Origin of the sequence: Mariniflexile fucanivorans, from assembly GCF_004341235.1 — a bacterium.
Classification (GTDB): domain Bacteria; phylum Bacteroidota; class Bacteroidia; order Flavobacteriales; family Flavobacteriaceae; genus Mariniflexile; species Mariniflexile fucanivorans.
The window spans coordinates 201,247-218,435 of the sequence record NZ_SLUP01000002.1 but is presented as its reverse complement, the minus strand read 5'-3'; the positions used below and the strand labels follow the sequence as shown (position 1 = coordinate 218,435).

The window sequence follows — 17,189 nt, the reverse complement described above, 5'->3', positions numbered from 1 at the left end:
CTTGTAATTCTTAATCTTCAAAAGCATGTAACTTTATTGGCATATTGCAATACTTAATTCATGCCTAAAAATTTATATAATTCAGACGAATCAACTCTTAAAACACCTTCTTTTATAACCTTAATAAAAGATAAGAGTGTATCGTTTTTCATAGACATATCAAATGTTATTGAATATTTAAAAACCGTAATGAAAAACCTTTTCACTAAGACGTTTGAATTTCAAGAATTTTTAAAACAATGTTACCAAATAGGGAACAAATCGGTAGGATTGATTTCGATTACAGGTATTATTGTCGGTTTGGTTTTAACCATTCAATCTCGACCTCCATTAGTAGAATTTGGTGCTGTTGCCATGTTGCCTGGTATGGTTGCGATTTCTATTATTAGAGAAATGGGACCTGTAATTACAGCTTTAATTTGTGCTGGAAAAATTGGTTCGAGTATGGGAGCTGAATTGGGTTCTATGCGAGTTACCGAACAAATTGATGCGATGGAAGTATCTAACACAAACCCCATAAATTTTTTAATTATCCCACGCGTACTTGCAGCTACCGTAATGATTCCGCTTTTAACCTTATATGCCGATGCTATTGGAATTTTTGGTAGTTGGTTAGGCATCAATATTAAAGATAACGTAAGTTTAAGCTTATTTATAAACCAAGCATTTAGTCAAGTCGAATTTATTGATGTGTTTCCTGCGGTTATAAAATCGTTCTTTTTTGGTGCTGTTATTGGTTTAGTGGGCTGCTATAAAGGCTATAATGCAGGTAGAGGAACAGAAAGTGTTGGTATTGCAGCAAACTCTGCGGTGGTAACTTCATCATTATTATTAATTATTGTAGACTTAATTGCTGTACAGATAACCGATTTATTCTAATGGAAAACAACTCAAATAACGTTCTTATAGAAATTAAAGATCTCAAAAAAAGTTTTGGAGATCAAAAGGTTTTAGATGGCGTTAATTTAGAACTTTTAAAAAATGAAAATTTAGTGGTTTTGGGTAAATCGGGTTCAGGAAAATCGGTTTTAATTAAGTGTATCGTCAGTCTTTTAAAGCATGATGAAGGAAGCATTAAAGTAGGTGAACACGAGTTGACAGATATTGATGAAGATGCTTTGATAGAAGTACGCAAAAAAATAGGATTTCTTTTTCAAGGTGCGGCTCTATATGATTCGATGACCGTAAGAGAAAATTTAACATTTGCACTTTCAAGGTTGAATGAAAAATTTTCAGAAGAAGAAATCAATGATAAAATTGTGGAAGCTTTAGAAAATGTAGGGATGCCTGATTCTATTGATAAAATGCCGTCAGAATTATCTGGAGGCATGAAAAAAAGAATAGGTTTAGCAAGAACGCTTGTGGTGAATCCAAATATCATTTTATATGATGAACCCACAACAGGATTGGATCCCATAACATCCGATGAGATAAGTAATTTAATAAACGATACCAAAACTAAATTTAAAAATTCATCTATCATCATTACCCACGACATCAATTGTGTAAAAACGGTAGCCGATAGAATTGCTATGATAAAAGACGGTAAAGTTTATAAAGTAGGAAGTTTAGAAGCATTTATTAATGATGAGGATACCTACATACAGTCATTTTTTAAATAATTGTATTTTAAAATGTCCATTATTAAGTTGTAAAACAATTAGCCAGAATTATAATTGGACATTTCATTCGGCCATAACAAAATAAATTGTAACAGATGAAAACAAATAAAAACGCATATAAAGTGAAACTTGGAATTTTTGTTTCCATTGGAATATTGATCTTATTTATAATTATTTTTTTTATAGGAAGTAATCAAAACTTGTTCAGCTCAAAATTTAAGATAAATACCAATTTTCGTAATGTAAGTGGTTTACAGGTTGGAGGTCAAGTTCGGTTTTCAGGAATAGCCGTTGGTACTATTGAAAGTGTATCCATAATTAACGATTCTACGGTAAATGTGGTAGCTATGATGGATAAGGATGTTAAAAAATTCATCAAAAAAGATAGTAAAGCGTCCATAACTTCTGAAGGTGTTATAGGCGATAAACTTTTAATGATTTCACAAGGAAGCTCATCAGCTCCAGAAATTAAAGATGGTTCCTTTATTCAATCTATGGAGCCTGTTGAATTTGATGATATTTTGGCATCTATTAAAATTACTGCCGAAAATGCCGAAGTTATAACCGATGAATTGGCTACCATGTTAATTGATATTAATGAAGGTGAAGGTACTTTAGGCAAACTACTAAACGATGAAGGTGTAGCCAGAGATATGGAAAAAACCATGGAAAATTTAAGACAGGGTTCCAAAGGTTTAGAACAAAACATGGAAGCTGCAAAGCATAATTTTCTTTTAAGAGGTTATTTTAAAAAGAAAGAAAGAGAAAAGGAAAAAGCAAAAAAAGAAGCAGAAAAAAAGGCTGAAGAAGCCGCAGAGGAACGCGCAGAAAAAAATAAATAAAAATTATGGACACAGAAATAAACATATTCAAAGACTCAATTCATCAATCGTGGTTAAATTTAGTATCTCATTTGCCAAAAATATTTTTAGCACTTGTAATATTCATAATTGGCCTATTAATTATTAGGCTGATAAATAAATATGCCAAAAAAATAATCATTTCAAAATCTGACGATCCATTAATAGCAGATTTCATTTTAAGTGTTATTTCATTGGTTTTAACTGTTTTGCTATTTGTAATATCATTAGGGATCTTAGGTTTTGATGATGTGACTAATAAAATTTTAGCAGGGGCAGGCTTAACCACTTTCATAATTGGTTTTGCATTAAAAGATATAGGCGAAAATTTTATAGCTGGTATATTAATGGCATTTCAAAGGCCTTTTAGAATTGGAGATTTAATTGAAATTGACGGTATAAAGGGGCGAGTTATTGAAATGAGATTACGCTCCACAACCATAAAAACCGTAGATGGCATAGACGCCTACATTCCAAATGGTTCTATTTTGAAGAACAATTTAAAAAATTATACCATAGATGAATTAATGCGTAACGAATTCATTTTAACAGTAGTACACGATGAAAGAATACACCAAGCGATTGCAATTATTGATTCTACCTTAAATAAAAATGAGTTTGTTTTGAAAACGCCTATGTATGATGTTTTGGTAGATAAAATTGAAAACGACACGGTTAACATTTTAGTTCTTTTTTGGTATAAAACAGATGAAGTAAGAGCTCCTGGTGGCAAATTAAAAACAGATTTACAATTAGATATGTATGCTGCTTTAAAATCTGAAGGGTTTAATTTACCAACCACAACACTTTCTGTGGAGCAAATTGAAAAGAAATAGAAATTTTTTTTTGAGTCAATAATGAGATTAATAGAGTTATTGTACTGATTATTAATATTATATATTTGAAATATTAACAATAAAAAAAATAAATTTATGAAAACTCTAAAAAGATTTATGATAGTTTGCCTTATTTTAATCACAACTGGTGCCATGGCACAAAGTGAAAAAGACACAGAAATAATGGCAGATGCACAAAAAGCGAAAAGCACACTAATTGCCACAGATGCAGGATTGGAAACATATTTTGATAATGCTTCTGGTTATGCTATTTTCCCGAATGTTGGAAAAGGTGGTTTAATTGTAGGTGGTGCTAGCGGTAACGGTGTTCTTTACGAAAACGGTACTGCAGTAGGAATGACATCCTTGAAAAAAATAAACATTGGACTTCAAGCGGGTGGACAAGCTATGATACAAGTTATCTTTTTTGAAACCGATGCAGCTTTAGCAAAATTTAAACAAGGTAATTATGAATTTTCAGCTGAAGCTTCTGCAGTAGTAGCTGAAGAAGGAAAATCTGAAAACGCTAGTTATTCCGATGGTGTTATGGTTTTTGCTTTGCCTAAAGCGGGACTTATGGCAGATGCCTCAGTAGGTGGTCAAAAATTTGAATATCACCCATTTCCACAATAATAATCAATATATTTAATCTTAAAAAGGTTGGCTAAAATTGCCAACCTTTTTTTTGGCACATATACCATATTTCATTTAATCGAATCAATATTTTGAATAATGGCATAGATAACAAAAAAATATCCTCCCAATTTAAACTGGGAGGATATTGCTATTAATCAGTAATAATTTTAAATCTATTGCCAAGATTCAATTTCTTTTTTTAAATCTTCTTTTGTTTTACCTGTTTTTTCTTGAAGGTTACCCATCATTTCATCGAATTTCCCTTCAGAATAGGTTAAATCATCATCGGTAAGATCACCATATTTTTGTTTGAATTTACCTTTTATTTGTTTCCATTTTCCTTCTATTTGATCTGAGTTCATAATCTTTTAATTTTTAGTTAATATTTCTTTTTAATATGAAATAAAATTACAGAAAGAAACACCGCATCATTAACTCAAAAAAATATTTTCTTAATGCAATAGCCAATAAATTACGAATCGGTTTGAAGTCAATATTTTATCTGATAAGGTTAAGTATATTAATTATTTATGGCAAAATTTGATCTGAAATTATAAAGTTGAACATAAAATTAAAGCTATGGATATTCCAAGTATAAAAAATGAAGACCAATATGAAGCGCTTCGCGAGAAAGGTTACAGTAAACAAAAATCTGCAAGAATTGCTAATACACCTAATGCTGGCAAAAAAGGAGGTGAAGCGAAGGCTTATGAAAAGTGGACAAAAAACGACTTATATGAACAAGCAAAAAATGTTGGTATTGAAGGGCGTTCCAAAATGAATAAAGAAGAACTTATACATGCACTTCGAAATAATTAAGCATTTATTTTTAACTTTAATATATAACTGTAACTAATGAATAGTATAAACGCAAAAATAATACGCCAAATATTTACACTCTTGTTAATAGTTTTAATGGGAGTTTTGATTTTCCGAGAAATGATACCCTATTTATCTGGTGTATTAGGGGCCATTACTTTATATGTGTTGTTAAAAGGGATTATGGGTAAATTGATTAATAGGGGCTGGAACCCTAATTTGGCTGCAGCTTTGCTTATGTTATTGTCTTTTATATCTATTTTGCTTCCTATTGCAGGTGCTGTACTTATGCTGGGTAACAAAATAGGTAAAGCAGCCCAAAATTCAGAAAAAGTGGTACAAGTAGTTAAAAATAAATTGGAAGGTTGGGAGCAATCGCTCGGGTATAATATAACAGACCAAATAGATGCTTCATCAATTTCCAACGGAATTACAAAGAGCATTACAAATATTTTAGGCGGCACTTTTAGTACGTTTATAGCTATTTCAATCATGTATTTTTTATTGTTTTACATGCTTACCAACCGTAAACAGCTACGCGAAACATTAATTGATTATATTCCTATAAGCAAGGATAATGTTAAAACATTAGGTAAAGAGGTACATGCCATGGTACGTTCTAACGCCATTGGTATTCCTTTAGTAGCTTTGGCTCAAGGTTTTGTTGCCTTAATAGGGTTTTTAATATTTGGTGTTGAAAGTCCATTTTTTTGGGCCGTAGTTGTAACCATTGGTTCTATGATTCCTTTTGTAGGAAACTTTTTGGGTACTATTCCGGTTTTTATTTTGGCGATTTCAAATGGAGATACATTTCAGGCTTGGGGCGTTTTATTATATGGTATCGTAGTGGTAGGCGTTACAGATAATCTTATTCGCCTTTATGTGCTTAAAAGACTGGATAACGTTCATCCTTTAATTACGCTTATAGGTGTTATTATTGGAATACCGCTTTTTGGTTTTATAGGATTGGTTTTTGGTCCTTTATTAATTAGTTTATTCTTATTGGTGGTTAGAATTTATAAGAAAGAATACGGAAAAGCACATAACAGACTTTGAAAAACCACTAAACGAACTCTTTTTTCAATGTATTGAGTCAATAATCAATTGGTTTAAGTCAACCGTTTTACTTTAAAATAAATAATTTACAATATCACAAATTTATGGTTTTTTAAAATTCTTGTTAGGAATAACTATAAACGGATTGATATAAATGATTAATTTTAAAATGAAATGTTATGAAAATAGGAATAATAGGAAGCGGAAATATAGGAGGAAATTTAGGTAAGCACTGGAGTAAAGCAGGACACCAAGTATTGTTTAGTTCAAGGCACCCAAAAGAGCTTAATAGTTTAGTGAATGAAGCAGGTGAAAATGCCAAAGCAGTAAGTGTTACTGAGGCTTTTGAGGCAAATGCCGATGTGTATTTATTGGCAGTGCCATTTAAAGCCATTGATGAAATAGCAGAACTTTATGCTGGAGAATATGGCGATAAAATTATTATTGATGCAACAAATCCCTATCCTGAAAGAGATGGAGAAATGGCACAGAAAGTTAGGGACGCTAATTATAATGCTTCGGAATATACAGCTATGAAATTTGGCACAGCAAAAACAGTTAAAGCTTTTAATAGTATACATGCAGAGCATTTAAGAGATCGTGCTTTTAGAACTTCCAATAAATTAACGATTCCATTTGCTGCACAAGATTTAGAAAGTAGGAAAGTGGGAAAACAACTTATTGAAGATATAGGGTTTGATGCTTTATATATTGGAAACTTAAGTGATACCAATATTATGGATCCAGACCAAGCTGTTTATGGTAAATCTCTGGAGCGAAATGAGTTGGAAACATTAGTAAATAGCACCAGAGCATCATAGAATAATTTGAGATTAAAATCCACAAGGTTTATATTGAATTTAATTTTTGATATAAACTTTTGCGGTATAAAAATAAAAAGCATCAAAGTTTTTCAAGTTTAAGTAAAGCAGTAAAGTTTTCAATAAGTTAAAAAAAATTAATATTTTTATAGATGGATGGAGAAATTATATTAATGTTTTCGGTGCTATTGGTAACAATAGTGCTTTTTGTTTTTGAAATTTTTCCTATTGATAAAATAGCTTTTTTTATTATTGTTTCCCTAATTTTATTAGGATTGGTAACACCAGAAGAGGGGATTAGTGGTTTTTCAAATCCAGCTACCATAGCCGTTTTAGCACTCATGATTTTGGCCATAGCCATGGAAGAAAATGGCGTAATACATTGGCTTACTTCGGGCATGGGCAAAATTAAGTCGTTACCTATTTATATAATGGCACCTATTTTTATGTTCGTAACAGCGGGCATATCGGCGTTTATAAGTACTACTGCCGTGGTTATCGTTTTTATAAAAATAATTAACCAGCTTTCAGAAAAATATAAAATTCCACAATCTAAACTTTTGTTGCCCATTTCATTTGCGGGTATTTTAGGTGGGTCTTGTACATTAATGGGCACTTCAACAAATTTAATAGTAAACGCTGTGGCAAAAAACTTAGGTGCAGAAAAGCTCGGTTTTTTTGAATTTTCTGTTTTAGGTCTTATATTTCTTAGCATATCTATTATTTATTTAACTATATCGTTGCGATGGCTTCCTTGGGACACTGTAAAAAATTTGGGGAAAGATTATAATATCGATAATTATCTTACCAAAGTGAGCATCAATCCAGATTCAGAATTAATCGGAAAAAAAATCCAAGAAACGTTTCTCTTTGAAAACCCCGAAGTATCATTACTACAGTTAATTCGGAATAATAGAATTCACAATTCACCCGGAAAATATATTACTTTAAAGCAAAATGATGAATTACTTTTATTATGTAACCTTGAAAACCTGGCACGTATTAAAACATCGGAAAACCTAAGGGTTTATGAAGGTAAAAAAGTAGATGAATTGGATGATGACAATAATGAAAAAGAAATTGGCACTAATGAATTAGATGAAGATGTTTTTGTTGAACTTTTAATGCTTCCAGGAGCCTCGTTATTAGGTAAAAACATGGCGAGTCTACGAAGTTTTATGTTACAGGATGCCATTCCGTTGGCTATAAAAAAAAGAAAAACACTTATAAACTTGCAAGACAGAATGGTGCGCAGCAGTATGAATCGTTTGGTGTTAAAGGCAGGCGACAGGCTATTGGTTGAAACATCAAAAGAAAAACTGCCAGCTTTAGAAACCATGGAAAATGTAGTGGTTTTACAAGAATTTAATAAAGTAAACACAGACTCAAAGTTCAAAAGATATTTTTCCTTAGGGGTTTTAATTTTAGTAATTATGTTGGCAGCAACAGGATTGTTATCTATTATGGTAAGTGCTTTGGCAGGCGTATGTTTACTGCTTATTACAAAGAATTTAAACCTGAACACCGTTTATAAAAAAGTAAATTGGCAAATATTTTTCTTGTTGGCAGGTATGATTCCTCTGGGTTTTGCTATGCATAATACAGGCACAGATATGTGGGTTTCAGAAAAATTATTAGGTTTTTTATCAGGACAACCGCACTACATAATTATAGGGACTTTATTTTTTGTAACCATGGTATTAAGTGGTGTGGTTAGCAATAACGCCACTGCAATAATTATGACACCTATAGCAATTTCAGTAGCCCAAGGTATGGATTTAGACTTTAAACCCTTTATATTAGCAATTATGTTTGCTGCCAATTTTAGTTTTTTCACCCCAATGGGGTATCAAACCAATACTTTAATATACGGCTTAGGTAATTACCGATTTAAACACTTTTTATTTATTGGCGGCATGCTTAGCTTAATACTTTGGATAGTGGCTACTTTTTTATTAACCAGAATGTTATAAATTTTTTAAAAATGAACGATAAATTTTCAATAGAAGGCTCAGTAAGTAAACTGTGGGACAAGTTAGATGGTTGGCTAGATGCCATAATTTTAAAGTTGCCTAACTTGGTAATGGCAATTTTAACAATGCTTCTTTTTTATTTTGTTGCGCGCGGTATTAAAAAACTTTCAAATAAGTACTTGTTGACGCATATCAGCCAAAAATCAATTCAGCTTATTATTGCAAAAATTATTTTCATCATTGTTATTATGATTGGGTTTTTTATAGCCCTCGGTGTTTTGGATCTTGATAAAGTATTAACAAGTATCCTAGCTGGTGCTGGTGTTATTGGTTTAGCCATAGGTTTGGCGCTTCAGGGCACATTAAGCAATACGGTAGGTGGTGTAGTGCTATCGTTTATGGATAAAATAAGAATAAACGATTATATAAAAACGAGTGAAGCTGATGGTTTTGTATCTGAAATTAGCCTTAGAAACATCGTTTTACGACAAACGGATAATAACTATGTAGTTATTCCTAATTCAAAATTTGTTGAAAATGCATTTACTAATTATTCTATAAGCGAGCGCAGCAGAATTGCAGTAACCTGTGGCGTTGGTTACGAAAGCAATTTACAAGAAGTTGAAGATTTAGTAGTTGGTATTATTGCAGAAAATTTTGAGCAAAAAGAAGGAGAGGGTGTTGAGTTTTTCTTTACGGAATTTGGCGATTCCTCTATTAATTTCATGACTCGTTTTTGGATTGATATGGTTAAAGCAAAGCAAGAACATGAAGCAAGGCATAAGGCAATTAAGCTTATTAAAACCCATTTCAATGCTAAAGGTATTAACATTCCTTTCCCAATCCGCACCTTGGACTTTGGAAAAAACAAGCTGCAAATTGCTCCTAATGAAAATGCAAGTGAAAATGCAAACAACGATTAATTTTAGTTTAACCATCTTTAAATGAATAGCGTTAAATACTAATGTGTTTGCGTTAATCTTATCCTAGTTTTTTTTGCAAATTTGGTTTGGAATGGCATGGTATGTAAAGTTTTTTTCTTTCATCGTTATGCTTTTAAATAAATCTGTTCAATCTAAAAAACTTAAAGACATGGAAAATGAATTTGCTAAACATGAAAAAGATTTTATAAAAATCTATCAAGAAAAAGGTTTCACGGCTAATTTTCATTTTAAAAATGATAAGCTCATTACCAGTGAAACAAAAAACGAGTATGCTCCTAATGATATTTATATTGTTGCAGAACATAGGTACGAAGGTATGAGTGATCCTTCTGATATGTCTATACTTTATATTATCAAAACCAATAAAGATGAAAAAGGAACTTTTTTGCTGGGATATGGCCCAAGCGCCGATTTGGAAGTAGCGGAATTTTTTAAAAAGATACCAAAAAGTAATGTCTCCAATGATGAAAGTATTACCAATGAATAGTAAAAAAATCACTTTTCATATTAATTCAATAGCCAAACAGCTATATATATTGCAGTAAATTAAGTTTCAATTTTATTTATGGTTGCTCGTGTTTTTTAGTTTTTAAAAGTTCTTAATAAAATAATTGTATTCAGTGATTGTTTTTAATTTTTCACTTCTTTCTATTTAAAAATCAGTGCTTTAAAGGGTTGTAAATATTAAGTGAAACCATTTCATTTATCAATTAAAAAGTATATCTTTCATGTATTAGTTACTATTTTGAAGGCATTGATCTAAAACTGATTTTATTAATATTAATCATTTCCTTGTCAATCTTTTCATTTACATAGGTTCCTACATTAAATTATTTTGGTGTAAGGTGTGTAAAATATTTTATGATAAAACAATTTATTACATGTAACTTTACACAAAATACTATTATAAATGAGCGATACTATATATAAAATAATTTTAGCTGATGATGATGAAGATGATAGATTGCTGTTTAGTGAAGCTTTAGAAGACATATCCTTAAAAACATCATTGTCACTTTTTAAACATGGGCAAGAATTGTTAGATTATCTTTTTCAGCCTAATGTAGAGCTTCCAAATTTAATTTTTTTAGATATCAACATGCCTATAGTTAATGGTATGCAATGTTTAACCGAGATTCGTAACCACCCTAATTTAAAAGATTTGTTCATAGCCATGTATTCAACATCTTCTTCAGAAAAAGATATAGAAGATTCTTTTAAAAAAGGCGCCAATATTTATATAAATAAACCAAGTTGTTTTACTAAACTATGCGAAATGGTAGAAAAAACACTCACAATTAATTGGCTAGCACATAATTCAAATTTAAATAAAGAAACATTTATATTTCGTATTTAAAACGTATGAACTTTAAGCAATTATATACTTCTACAAAAACTTATATAGTACTGCTGGTTATTGCCGTTATGTTATTATTGGTTACTACTAGCATGACCTATAGGCAAATTATGCTTACGCAAAAATCTGCAGAAAGGGTTGTGCATACATTACAAGTTTATAATGCTTTAAGTGATTTAACCAACCATTATAATAAAGCAAAAACAGAAGAATTTAGAGAAGAATTATTAAAAAACAAAGATTCAAATAACGGGTTTATAGCTTATAAGCAAGAAGGGCAATCTATAATAGATACTTTAAGTTTACTTATTCAAGATAACGATTTACAAAAAGCACGCATAAAGCCACTTACGGCATTGTTAAATAATTTACACAGCCAACTTTTAAATTTGGATGTTGTTAATGAGCAAGACAGTTTAGATGCAGCAGAAATAAAACAATCCCAAAAATTAAAAATCAATAGAACTTTAGACGACATAGGGAGCATAAAAAACAGAATGCTTACAGATGAAAAGCGTTTATTAAACGAAAGAAAACTAACTTATACTTTTCATAAATCTTTAACGCCAAATATGCTATTAATCTTGGCATTTTTTGCGTTGCTTGTATTTGTTATCTCTTTTTTTAGAATATACAATAACAAATTAAAGATAAGAAAATCGGAAGCCTTCTTAAAAAACGTACTAGCCACAACCGATAATATAGTAAACTATTACGAACCCATTTATGGTATTACCAATGAAATAATAGATTTCAAAATTATATATGCCAATGATTGTAATCGAGATTATCTAGGACTCGAACCAGATAAAATAATGGGCGATACAGTGTTAAATGTGTATCCTTTACATAAATCGCATAGTGAATTGCAAGAATTAATAACATCATTTAAAAAAAAGACTAAAGTTGTTTTTGATAGAAAAATTAGCATTGATGGTAAAACCATGTGGTTTAAATTATTGGTTACCTCACTTGCAGAAGGTGTTTTGGTTACCTGCCGAAATGCTACAGCCGATGAAGAATCTAAAGAAATGGAATCGGCTCTTAAAAAACGTTTAGAGCATCAAAACTTAACATTATTAGATAATCGTGCACTACTTACAAATATTTTTAAGAGTATTTCGCATATAGTTATGCACTTTAAAAGCATCAGAAATAAGGATGGTAAAATTGTAGATTTTGAAGTTCTTTTTGTTAATGATAAAATAAGTCCTCTAACAGGAGATATTCCAGACGATATTAAAAATAAAAAAATATCAGAAGTATTTCCAAGTACTTTTAATTCAGGTGTTTTTGAGCATATGGTGAATGCCATAGAAAATGATAAAGCTGTGGAATATGAGGTTCCTTACAATAATAAAAATGGCAGCGTACAATGGTTTAAAGCCACTGCCATTAAATTAGGCGATGGGGTTACAATAACAACCAGGGATGTTACAGGAGATAAAGAAAAAGCAAATCAATTAGTAAATTTAAATGAAGTGCTTATAATTCAAAATTCTATTTTAACAGGGGCAGAACGTATTGCTAAAATTGGTAATTTTATCTGGTATTTGGATACGGGTATTTCTGAAATTTCAGATAATTTTTATCAAATGTTAGGCTATCAACCAAAGGAGTTTGAGCCTTCATTTGAAAAATACAGGGAATTTATACATCCAGAGGATTTAAATGAATATGATAAAATTGGAAAAAAAGCATTAACAGAACTTCAAGTTTCCGAACATACTTACCGAATACTTACTAAACAGGGTACTATAAGGCATTTTAAAACGAATGGTCAATTTATAAACAAAAATGATAAATTGGTTATGATAGGTGTTGTTCAAGACGTTACTGAAACTATTGAGGCAGAGGCCATGTTATTGAAAAGTAATTTGGAATTAAAAAGCAGAAACGATGAGCTTGAATCCTTTAACCGTGTAGCAAGTCATGATTTACAGGAACCTTTACGAAAAATACAATTGTTTGCTTTAAGAATACAAGATACTGAAGCAGAAAATTTCACAGAAAAGAGTAAAGACTATTTTGGAAAAGTGATTAAAGCCGTTAACCGCATGCAATCGCTTATTGAGAATTTGCTGGCTTATTCTAAAATTAACATTACAAAAAAAGATTTTGAAAAGGTTGATTTGAACCACGTATTAGCTAAAGTTAAAGAAGATTTAACCACAAATATTAGTAATTCAAGTACCGAAATTATTTCAGATAATCTTCCCAAAATAATGGGAGTCACGTTTCAAATGGAGCAATTGTTCACCAATTTAATATCTAATGCTATAAAATATAAAAGAACAGACGAAACTCCAAGAATACAAATTCAGTATATCAAAGTTTCAGCTACAGAACTGCCTGATTCTGTTCAAAAAGAACATAAACAATATCACAAAATAACGTTTATAGACAATGGTATTGGCTTCAAGCAACAATATGCCGAAAAAATATTTGAAGTATTTCAGCGTTTACATCAAAAAACCGAATATTCGGGTACAGGTATCGGTTTGGCAATATGTAAAAAAATTGTAGAAAACCACAATGGTTATATTGTTGCTCAAGGAACCGAAAATGTAAGTGCCCAATTTATTGTTTATCTTCCTGTATAAAGTATTAAATTATCACCTTTCAAGCCCCTAATTACAACTGTTTTTTCTTTCTACAAATAGGAATTTCATAATTATAATAAGGCATTTCATTCAGCGTGTATATATAAACTAAAGTACTAAACTTGCAAATTTTTAAGGAATCTAATTAACTTTACAACTTAAATTTTAGAATTGAGAACAACTTACCACCATACCACACCAAATATAGACTTGTTTAAATATAAGTTGCTGCAATGGTCGCAACAGTTTGATGATGTAGTTTGGTTAGATTCTAATAATTACCATCAAAACTATTCTAACTACGATGCCGTATTGGCAGTTGATGCTTTTACAAGTATTAAAACGGATTATACACAAGCTTTTGAGCATCTAAAAGAATATCAAAACACCGTAAAAGATTGGGTTTTTGGTTATTTGACGTACGATTTAAAAAATGCTGTTGAAAATCTAATATCACAAAATTTTGATGGCTTGGAGTTTCCTGATTTATACTTCTTTCAACCCAAAAAAATCTTCTTTTTTAAAGGAAATGAAGTTGAAATACAGTATTTAAAAATGGTTGATGATGAATGGAAAGAAGATTTAAAAGAGATTAAACAAATCAACGAATCAACATATCAACAAATCAACAATCCCATCAAAATAAAACTCCGTATCCATAAAAATGACTATTTCAAAAAAATAAATAGCATGCTGGCACATATACACCGAGGCGATATGTATGAAGCTAATTTTTGTCAAGAGTTTTATGCGGAAGAAACCACGATTAACCCACTGGAAACCTATTTGAAACTTAACAGAATTTCCAATACGCCATTCGCAACCTTTCTTAAATACCAAGATAAATATCTGCTTTCAGCTTCTCCAGAACGTTATTTAAAAAAACAGGGAACTACCATAATTTCTCAACCCATAAAAGGAACTGCTAAACGTTCTAAGGATAAAAAAGAAGATGAACAATTAAAAAAAGATTTGTTAGCCAATGCTAAAGAGCTTAGCGAAAATATTATGATAGTTGATTTGGTGCGTAACGATTTATCTAAAACCGCTATTAAAGGTACGGTTGCCGTGGAGGAATTGTGTAAAATCTACACGTTTGATCAAGTGCACCAAATGATATCGACCGTTATCTCGCAAATTTCACCAGATACCAATCCCGTTGATGTGATAAAAAGTACCTTCCCAATGGGAAGCATGACGGGTGCGCCAAAAATCTCAGCAATGAAAATTATTGAAGCTTTAGAGGAAACTAAACGCGGACTCTACTCGGGCGCTGTTGGGTATTTTACTCCCATGGGTGATTTTGATTTTAATGTGGTAATACGTAGTATTTTATACAATGAAACCAAAAAATACGTATCCTATTCCGTTGGTGGGGCAATTACTGCTAAAAGCAACCCACTAAAGGAATACGAAGAGTGCTTGGTAAAAGCCAAAGCCATGCGACAGGTATTAGAAGATTAATCTAAATGGTCTTTAAATTTATTTTTAACTTCTTCATAAATAAATTCAACACGCTTAACTTCAATCGATTTAACTTTCGCTATTTCTTCAAAATTTAATTTTCCAAATACCAATAAGTCTATTATACTCGAAACATTTAAAGGCAACCAACCGTAAAGGCTTCCTATAATTTCTTTCGATTTGTTTTCTGATAAATCCTCCGATTCAAAAGTTGATAAAAAGGAATTATCTGCTTCATCATATAAAAATAAGTGTTTCTGTTTTTGGTCTTGCTGGTATGAAATATCGTTTAATTCATCATTCATTACAAAATCAAAACCATCATCAATGGTATATTTTTCTTTCAAAGCTTCCATTTCTTCTTCTAAAATGGAATTTGTACTTACTGTATTTTTATGAAAATCCTCTTTCCTAAATATGGCATCCAATTCCGCATCAGCATATTTAAAAAGTTTTAATTTTATAGCATTTACTTCCATGTCAATATCATAGCCTTTTTCATAAAATGAAGCAATACTTTCATCTATAATACCATTTGAAGCATACATTTTTTTAGGTATAACCCCTGTAGATTCTGCTATATAAAGACGTTGTTTTACATAAGGATGCAATTGTTGTGAGGTTGCTACCACTTTTTTATTGAACGCTTTTTGCGTTGCTTGGTCGTTTATTTTTTCTATAGAACTCATAATGCCTGTATTTAGTATCGTCTTCGAAATTTACAAAATTCTGTAGAATTTTATGTGATTAAAATCAGTTTTTGGGGCAGTAGCTATAAAAATAAAAACTTTAGAGGCAAGCCATTTTGCGAGATTAAAATAAACATTAACTTTGAAATATGATTGGCAATTTTGAAACCCATATAAACGCTAAGCTTTCGTTTTTAAAAAATAGCAAGTTACTTCTAGCAATTTCAGGAGGTATAGATAGCGTGGTTTTAACGTATTTATGCTATAAATTAGGTTTCAATATTGCTTTGGCACATTGTAACTTTAATTTAAGAGGAAAAGAAAGCGATGCCGATGAAGATTTTGTGCTACAACTAGCAGAAGATTTGGATTTGGAAGTGTTTGTTGAAAGTTTTGATACGACCACTTTTGCGCAAGACAGTAAACTATCTATACAAATGGCTGCCCGTATTTTACGTTATGATTGGTTTGAAACTTTAGCAAAACAACTTAAATACGATTATATTTTAACGGCTCACCATGCCGATGATAATTTGGAAACTTTTTTGATAAATTTTACGCGTGGTACAGGTTTAGATGGTTTAACGGGTATTCCTGAAATTAATGGTAAATTAGTAAGACCACTCTTGCCTTTTTCGAGAGAATTTATTGAGTTTTATGCTAAAGAAAATCATTTAAAATGGCGTGATGATAGCAGTAATGCATCCACTAAATATATGCGTAATAAATTAAGGCACGACGTTATTCCGGTTTTAAAGGAAATAAACCCCAGTTTATTGCAGAGTTTTCAAACTACTTTAAATAATTTACAGGGTTCTTGTGATATTATTGACGATAGGATTGAAGCTTTATTCAAAGAGGGCATTATTAAGTTAACCCCTACAGGATTTAAGCTAAGTATTTTTGAAATTAAGAAGTTTCATAACATAAAAGCCTATTTATACCGGTTTTTAAATGCTTACGGATTTACAGAATGGGACGATGTTACAAACTTATTAAACGCTCAACCTGGTAAGCAAGTGTTTTCAAAACATTGGCGTTTAGTAAAAGATAGGGATTATTTATTATTAAGTGAATTAGTTGATGATGAGCGTTCCATTATTACTATTTCAGAAACTGATAAACAAGTTGAAACGCCCTTAGGTATATTGTTTTTTGATGAAGCCGATGCTATTTTAGAAACATCGAAAACCATTGTATATGTAGATAAAACGACCTTAAATTTTCCATTAACTTTAAGAACATGGGAGGAAGGCGATGTGTTTTTTCCTTTAGGAATGGATGGTAAGAAGAAGAAAGTGAGCAAGTATCTTAAAGATGAAAAGCAATCGCTTTTAGAAAAAGAGCAAACGTGGGTATTGTGCTCTGGAAAAGCTATTATTTGGATAGTTGGTATGCGTGCCGATAACCGATTTAAAGTATCCGAAAACACCAAACATATTTTAAGAATTGAATTAAAATAAATTTGTTACACTGAGCGCAGTCGAAGTGTCTAATTAACTAAAATCA

17 protein-coding genes are annotated in these 17,189 nt (G+C 31.1%); 15 read left to right on the top strand and 2 right to left on the bottom strand.

Annotated features, from left to right (window positions below):
- Window positions 1–60 precede the first annotated feature (60 nt).
- From EV196_RS04425 to EV196_RS04405, 5 genes are all read left to right on the top strand, one after another.
- Entirely contained in the window at window positions 61–879 is an 819-nt protein-coding gene (locus EV196_RS04425) for an MlaE family ABC transporter permease (protein ID WP_132215343.1), read from the top strand.
- Window positions 879–1,622 carry an ABC transporter ATP-binding protein gene (locus EV196_RS04420; RefSeq protein ID WP_132215341.1) on the top strand — a complete coding sequence of 248 codons (744 nt, stop codon included), beginning with the start codon at window positions 879–881 and terminating at the stop codon, window positions 1,620–1,622. The genes EV196_RS04425 and EV196_RS04420 overlap by 1 nt, the downstream gene beginning before the upstream one ends.
- A 95-nt stretch (window positions 1,623–1,717) precedes the next feature.
- The gene (locus EV196_RS04415; RefSeq protein ID WP_132215339.1) at window positions 1,718–2,464 is read left to right on the top strand and encodes an MlaD family protein; all 747 of its coding nucleotides are present in this window, start codon (window positions 1,718–1,720) and stop codon (window positions 2,462–2,464) included.
- A 5-nt stretch (window positions 2,465–2,469) separates the two neighbouring features.
- Window positions 2,470–3,318, top strand: a complete 849-nt coding sequence (locus EV196_RS04410) for a mechanosensitive ion channel family protein (RefSeq protein WP_132215337.1) — start codon at window positions 2,470–2,472, stop codon at window positions 3,316–3,318.
- A 96-nt stretch (window positions 3,319–3,414) separates the two neighbouring features.
- Window positions 3,415–3,951, top strand: coding sequence for a lipid-binding SYLF domain-containing protein (locus tag EV196_RS04405; protein WP_132215335.1), 537 nt, complete (start codon window positions 3,415–3,417; stop codon window positions 3,949–3,951).
- A 176-nt stretch (window positions 3,952–4,127) separates the two neighbouring features.
- Here the strand turns inward: EV196_RS04405 and EV196_RS04400 are convergent, their stop codons facing one another.
- Window positions 4,128–4,316, bottom strand: coding sequence for a CsbD family protein (locus tag EV196_RS04400; RefSeq protein WP_132215333.1), 189 nt, complete (start codon window positions 4,314–4,316; stop codon window positions 4,128–4,130).
- 217 nt (window positions 4,317–4,533) lie between these two features.
- Here EV196_RS04400 and EV196_RS04395 point away from each other — a divergent pair, with 217 nt between their 5' ends.
- The 9 genes from EV196_RS04395 to EV196_RS04355 all read left to right on the top strand — a co-directional run bounded on the left by EV196_RS04395 (window position 4,534) and on the right by EV196_RS04355 (window position 14,991).
- Window positions 4,534–4,773 (top strand): DUF7218 family protein, encoded by a 240-nt coding sequence (locus EV196_RS04395; RefSeq protein ID WP_132215331.1) that lies wholly within the window; start codon window positions 4,534–4,536, stop codon window positions 4,771–4,773.
- 36 nt (window positions 4,774–4,809) lie between these two features.
- Window positions 4,810–5,829 (top strand): AI-2E family transporter, encoded by a 1,020-nt coding sequence (locus tag EV196_RS04390; protein ID WP_132215329.1) that lies wholly within the window; start codon window positions 4,810–4,812, stop codon window positions 5,827–5,829.
- A 179-nt stretch (window positions 5,830–6,008) separates the two neighbouring features.
- Complete coding sequence (locus tag EV196_RS04385) at window positions 6,009–6,650, top strand: NADPH-dependent F420 reductase (protein WP_132215327.1); 642 nt, start codon at window positions 6,009–6,011, stop codon at window positions 6,648–6,650.
- A gap of 152 nt (window positions 6,651–6,802) precedes the next feature.
- On the top strand, window positions 6,803–8,623 hold the full coding sequence (locus EV196_RS04380) for an SLC13 family permease (RefSeq protein WP_132215325.1): 1,821 nt from the start codon (window positions 6,803–6,805) through the stop codon (window positions 8,621–8,623).
- Window positions 8,624–8,634: 11 nt separating this feature from the next.
- Window positions 8,635–9,546, top strand: coding sequence for a mechanosensitive ion channel family protein (locus EV196_RS04375; RefSeq protein ID WP_132215323.1), 912 nt, complete (start codon window positions 8,635–8,637; stop codon window positions 9,544–9,546).
- Between the two features lie 91 nt (window positions 9,547–9,637).
- Window positions 9,638–10,054: a hypothetical protein gene (locus EV196_RS04370; RefSeq protein ID WP_243652178.1), complete on the top strand. Its 417-nt coding sequence runs from the start codon at window positions 9,638–9,640 to the stop codon at window positions 10,052–10,054.
- Between the two features lie 423 nt (window positions 10,055–10,477).
- Window positions 10,478–10,924 carry a response regulator gene (locus EV196_RS04365; protein ID WP_132215318.1) on the top strand — a complete coding sequence of 149 codons (447 nt, stop codon included), beginning with the start codon at window positions 10,478–10,480 and terminating at the stop codon, window positions 10,922–10,924.
- Window positions 10,925–10,929: 5 nt separating this feature from the next.
- Window positions 10,930–13,527, top strand: a complete 2,598-nt coding sequence (locus EV196_RS04360) for a PAS domain-containing protein (protein WP_132215316.1) — start codon at window positions 10,930–10,932, stop codon at window positions 13,525–13,527.
- A gap of 171 nt (window positions 13,528–13,698) precedes the next feature.
- On the top strand, window positions 13,699–14,991 hold the full coding sequence (locus tag EV196_RS04355) for an anthranilate synthase component I family protein (protein WP_132215313.1): 1,293 nt from the start codon (window positions 13,699–13,701) through the stop codon (window positions 14,989–14,991).
- On the opposite strand, the gene EV196_RS04350 is transcribed toward EV196_RS04355, so the two are convergent.
- A complete protein-coding gene (locus EV196_RS04350; RefSeq protein ID WP_132215311.1) occupies window positions 14,988–15,680 on the bottom strand; it encodes a hypothetical protein in 693 nt (230 codons plus the stop codon). The genes EV196_RS04355 and EV196_RS04350 overlap by 4 nt on opposite strands.
- A gap of 149 nt (window positions 15,681–15,829) precedes the next feature.
- Between EV196_RS04350 and tilS the strand changes: the two genes are divergently transcribed.
- Complete coding sequence (tilS, locus tag EV196_RS04345) at window positions 15,830–17,143, top strand: tRNA lysidine(34) synthetase TilS (RefSeq protein ID WP_132215309.1); 1,314 nt, start codon at window positions 15,830–15,832, stop codon at window positions 17,141–17,143.
- Window positions 17,144–17,189: the final 46 nt, after the last annotated feature.

Bases quoted from the DNA above. Each gene is read 5' to 3' on its own strand.
- EV196_RS04390 (WP_132215329.1), top strand. From the start codon at position 4,810: ATGAATAGTATAAACGCAAAAATAATACGCCAAATATTTACACTCTTG.
- EV196_RS04385 (WP_132215327.1), top strand. From the start codon at position 6,009: ATGAAAATAGGAATAATAGGAAGCGGAAATATAGGAGGAAATTTAGGT.
- EV196_RS04395 (WP_132215331.1), top strand. From the start codon at position 4,534: ATGGATATTCCAAGTATAAAAAATGAAGACCAATATGAAGCGCTTCGC.
- EV196_RS04365 (WP_132215318.1), top strand. From the start codon at position 10,478: ATGAGCGATACTATATATAAAATAATTTTAGCTGATGATGATGAAGAT.
- EV196_RS04380 (WP_132215325.1), top strand. From the start codon at position 6,803: ATGGATGGAGAAATTATATTAATGTTTTCGGTGCTATTGGTAACAATA.
- tilS (WP_132215309.1), top strand. From the start codon at position 15,830: ATGATTGGCAATTTTGAAACCCATATAAACGCTAAGCTTTCGTTTTTA.
- EV196_RS04425 (WP_132215343.1), top strand. From the start codon at position 61: ATGCCTAAAAATTTATATAATTCAGACGAATCAACTCTTAAAACACCT.
- EV196_RS04415 (WP_132215339.1), top strand. From the start codon at position 1,718: ATGAAAACAAATAAAAACGCATATAAAGTGAAACTTGGAATTTTTGTT.
- EV196_RS04400 (WP_132215333.1), bottom strand. From the start codon at position 4,316: ATGAACTCAGATCAAATAGAAGGAAAATGGAAACAAATAAAAGGTAAA.
- EV196_RS04360 (WP_132215316.1), top strand. From the start codon at position 10,930: ATGAACTTTAAGCAATTATATACTTCTACAAAAACTTATATAGTACTG.
- EV196_RS04420 (WP_132215341.1), top strand. From the start codon at position 879: ATGGAAAACAACTCAAATAACGTTCTTATAGAAATTAAAGATCTCAAA.
- EV196_RS04405 (WP_132215335.1), top strand. From the start codon at position 3,415: ATGAAAACTCTAAAAAGATTTATGATAGTTTGCCTTATTTTAATCACA.
- EV196_RS04375 (WP_132215323.1), top strand. From the start codon at position 8,635: ATGAACGATAAATTTTCAATAGAAGGCTCAGTAAGTAAACTGTGGGAC.
- EV196_RS04370 (WP_243652178.1), top strand. From the start codon at position 9,638: ATGGCATGGTATGTAAAGTTTTTTTCTTTCATCGTTATGCTTTTAAAT.
- EV196_RS04410 (WP_132215337.1), top strand. From the start codon at position 2,470: ATGGACACAGAAATAAACATATTCAAAGACTCAATTCATCAATCGTGG.
- EV196_RS04350 (WP_132215311.1), bottom strand. From the start codon at position 15,680: ATGAGTTCTATAGAAAAAATAAACGACCAAGCAACGCAAAAAGCGTTC.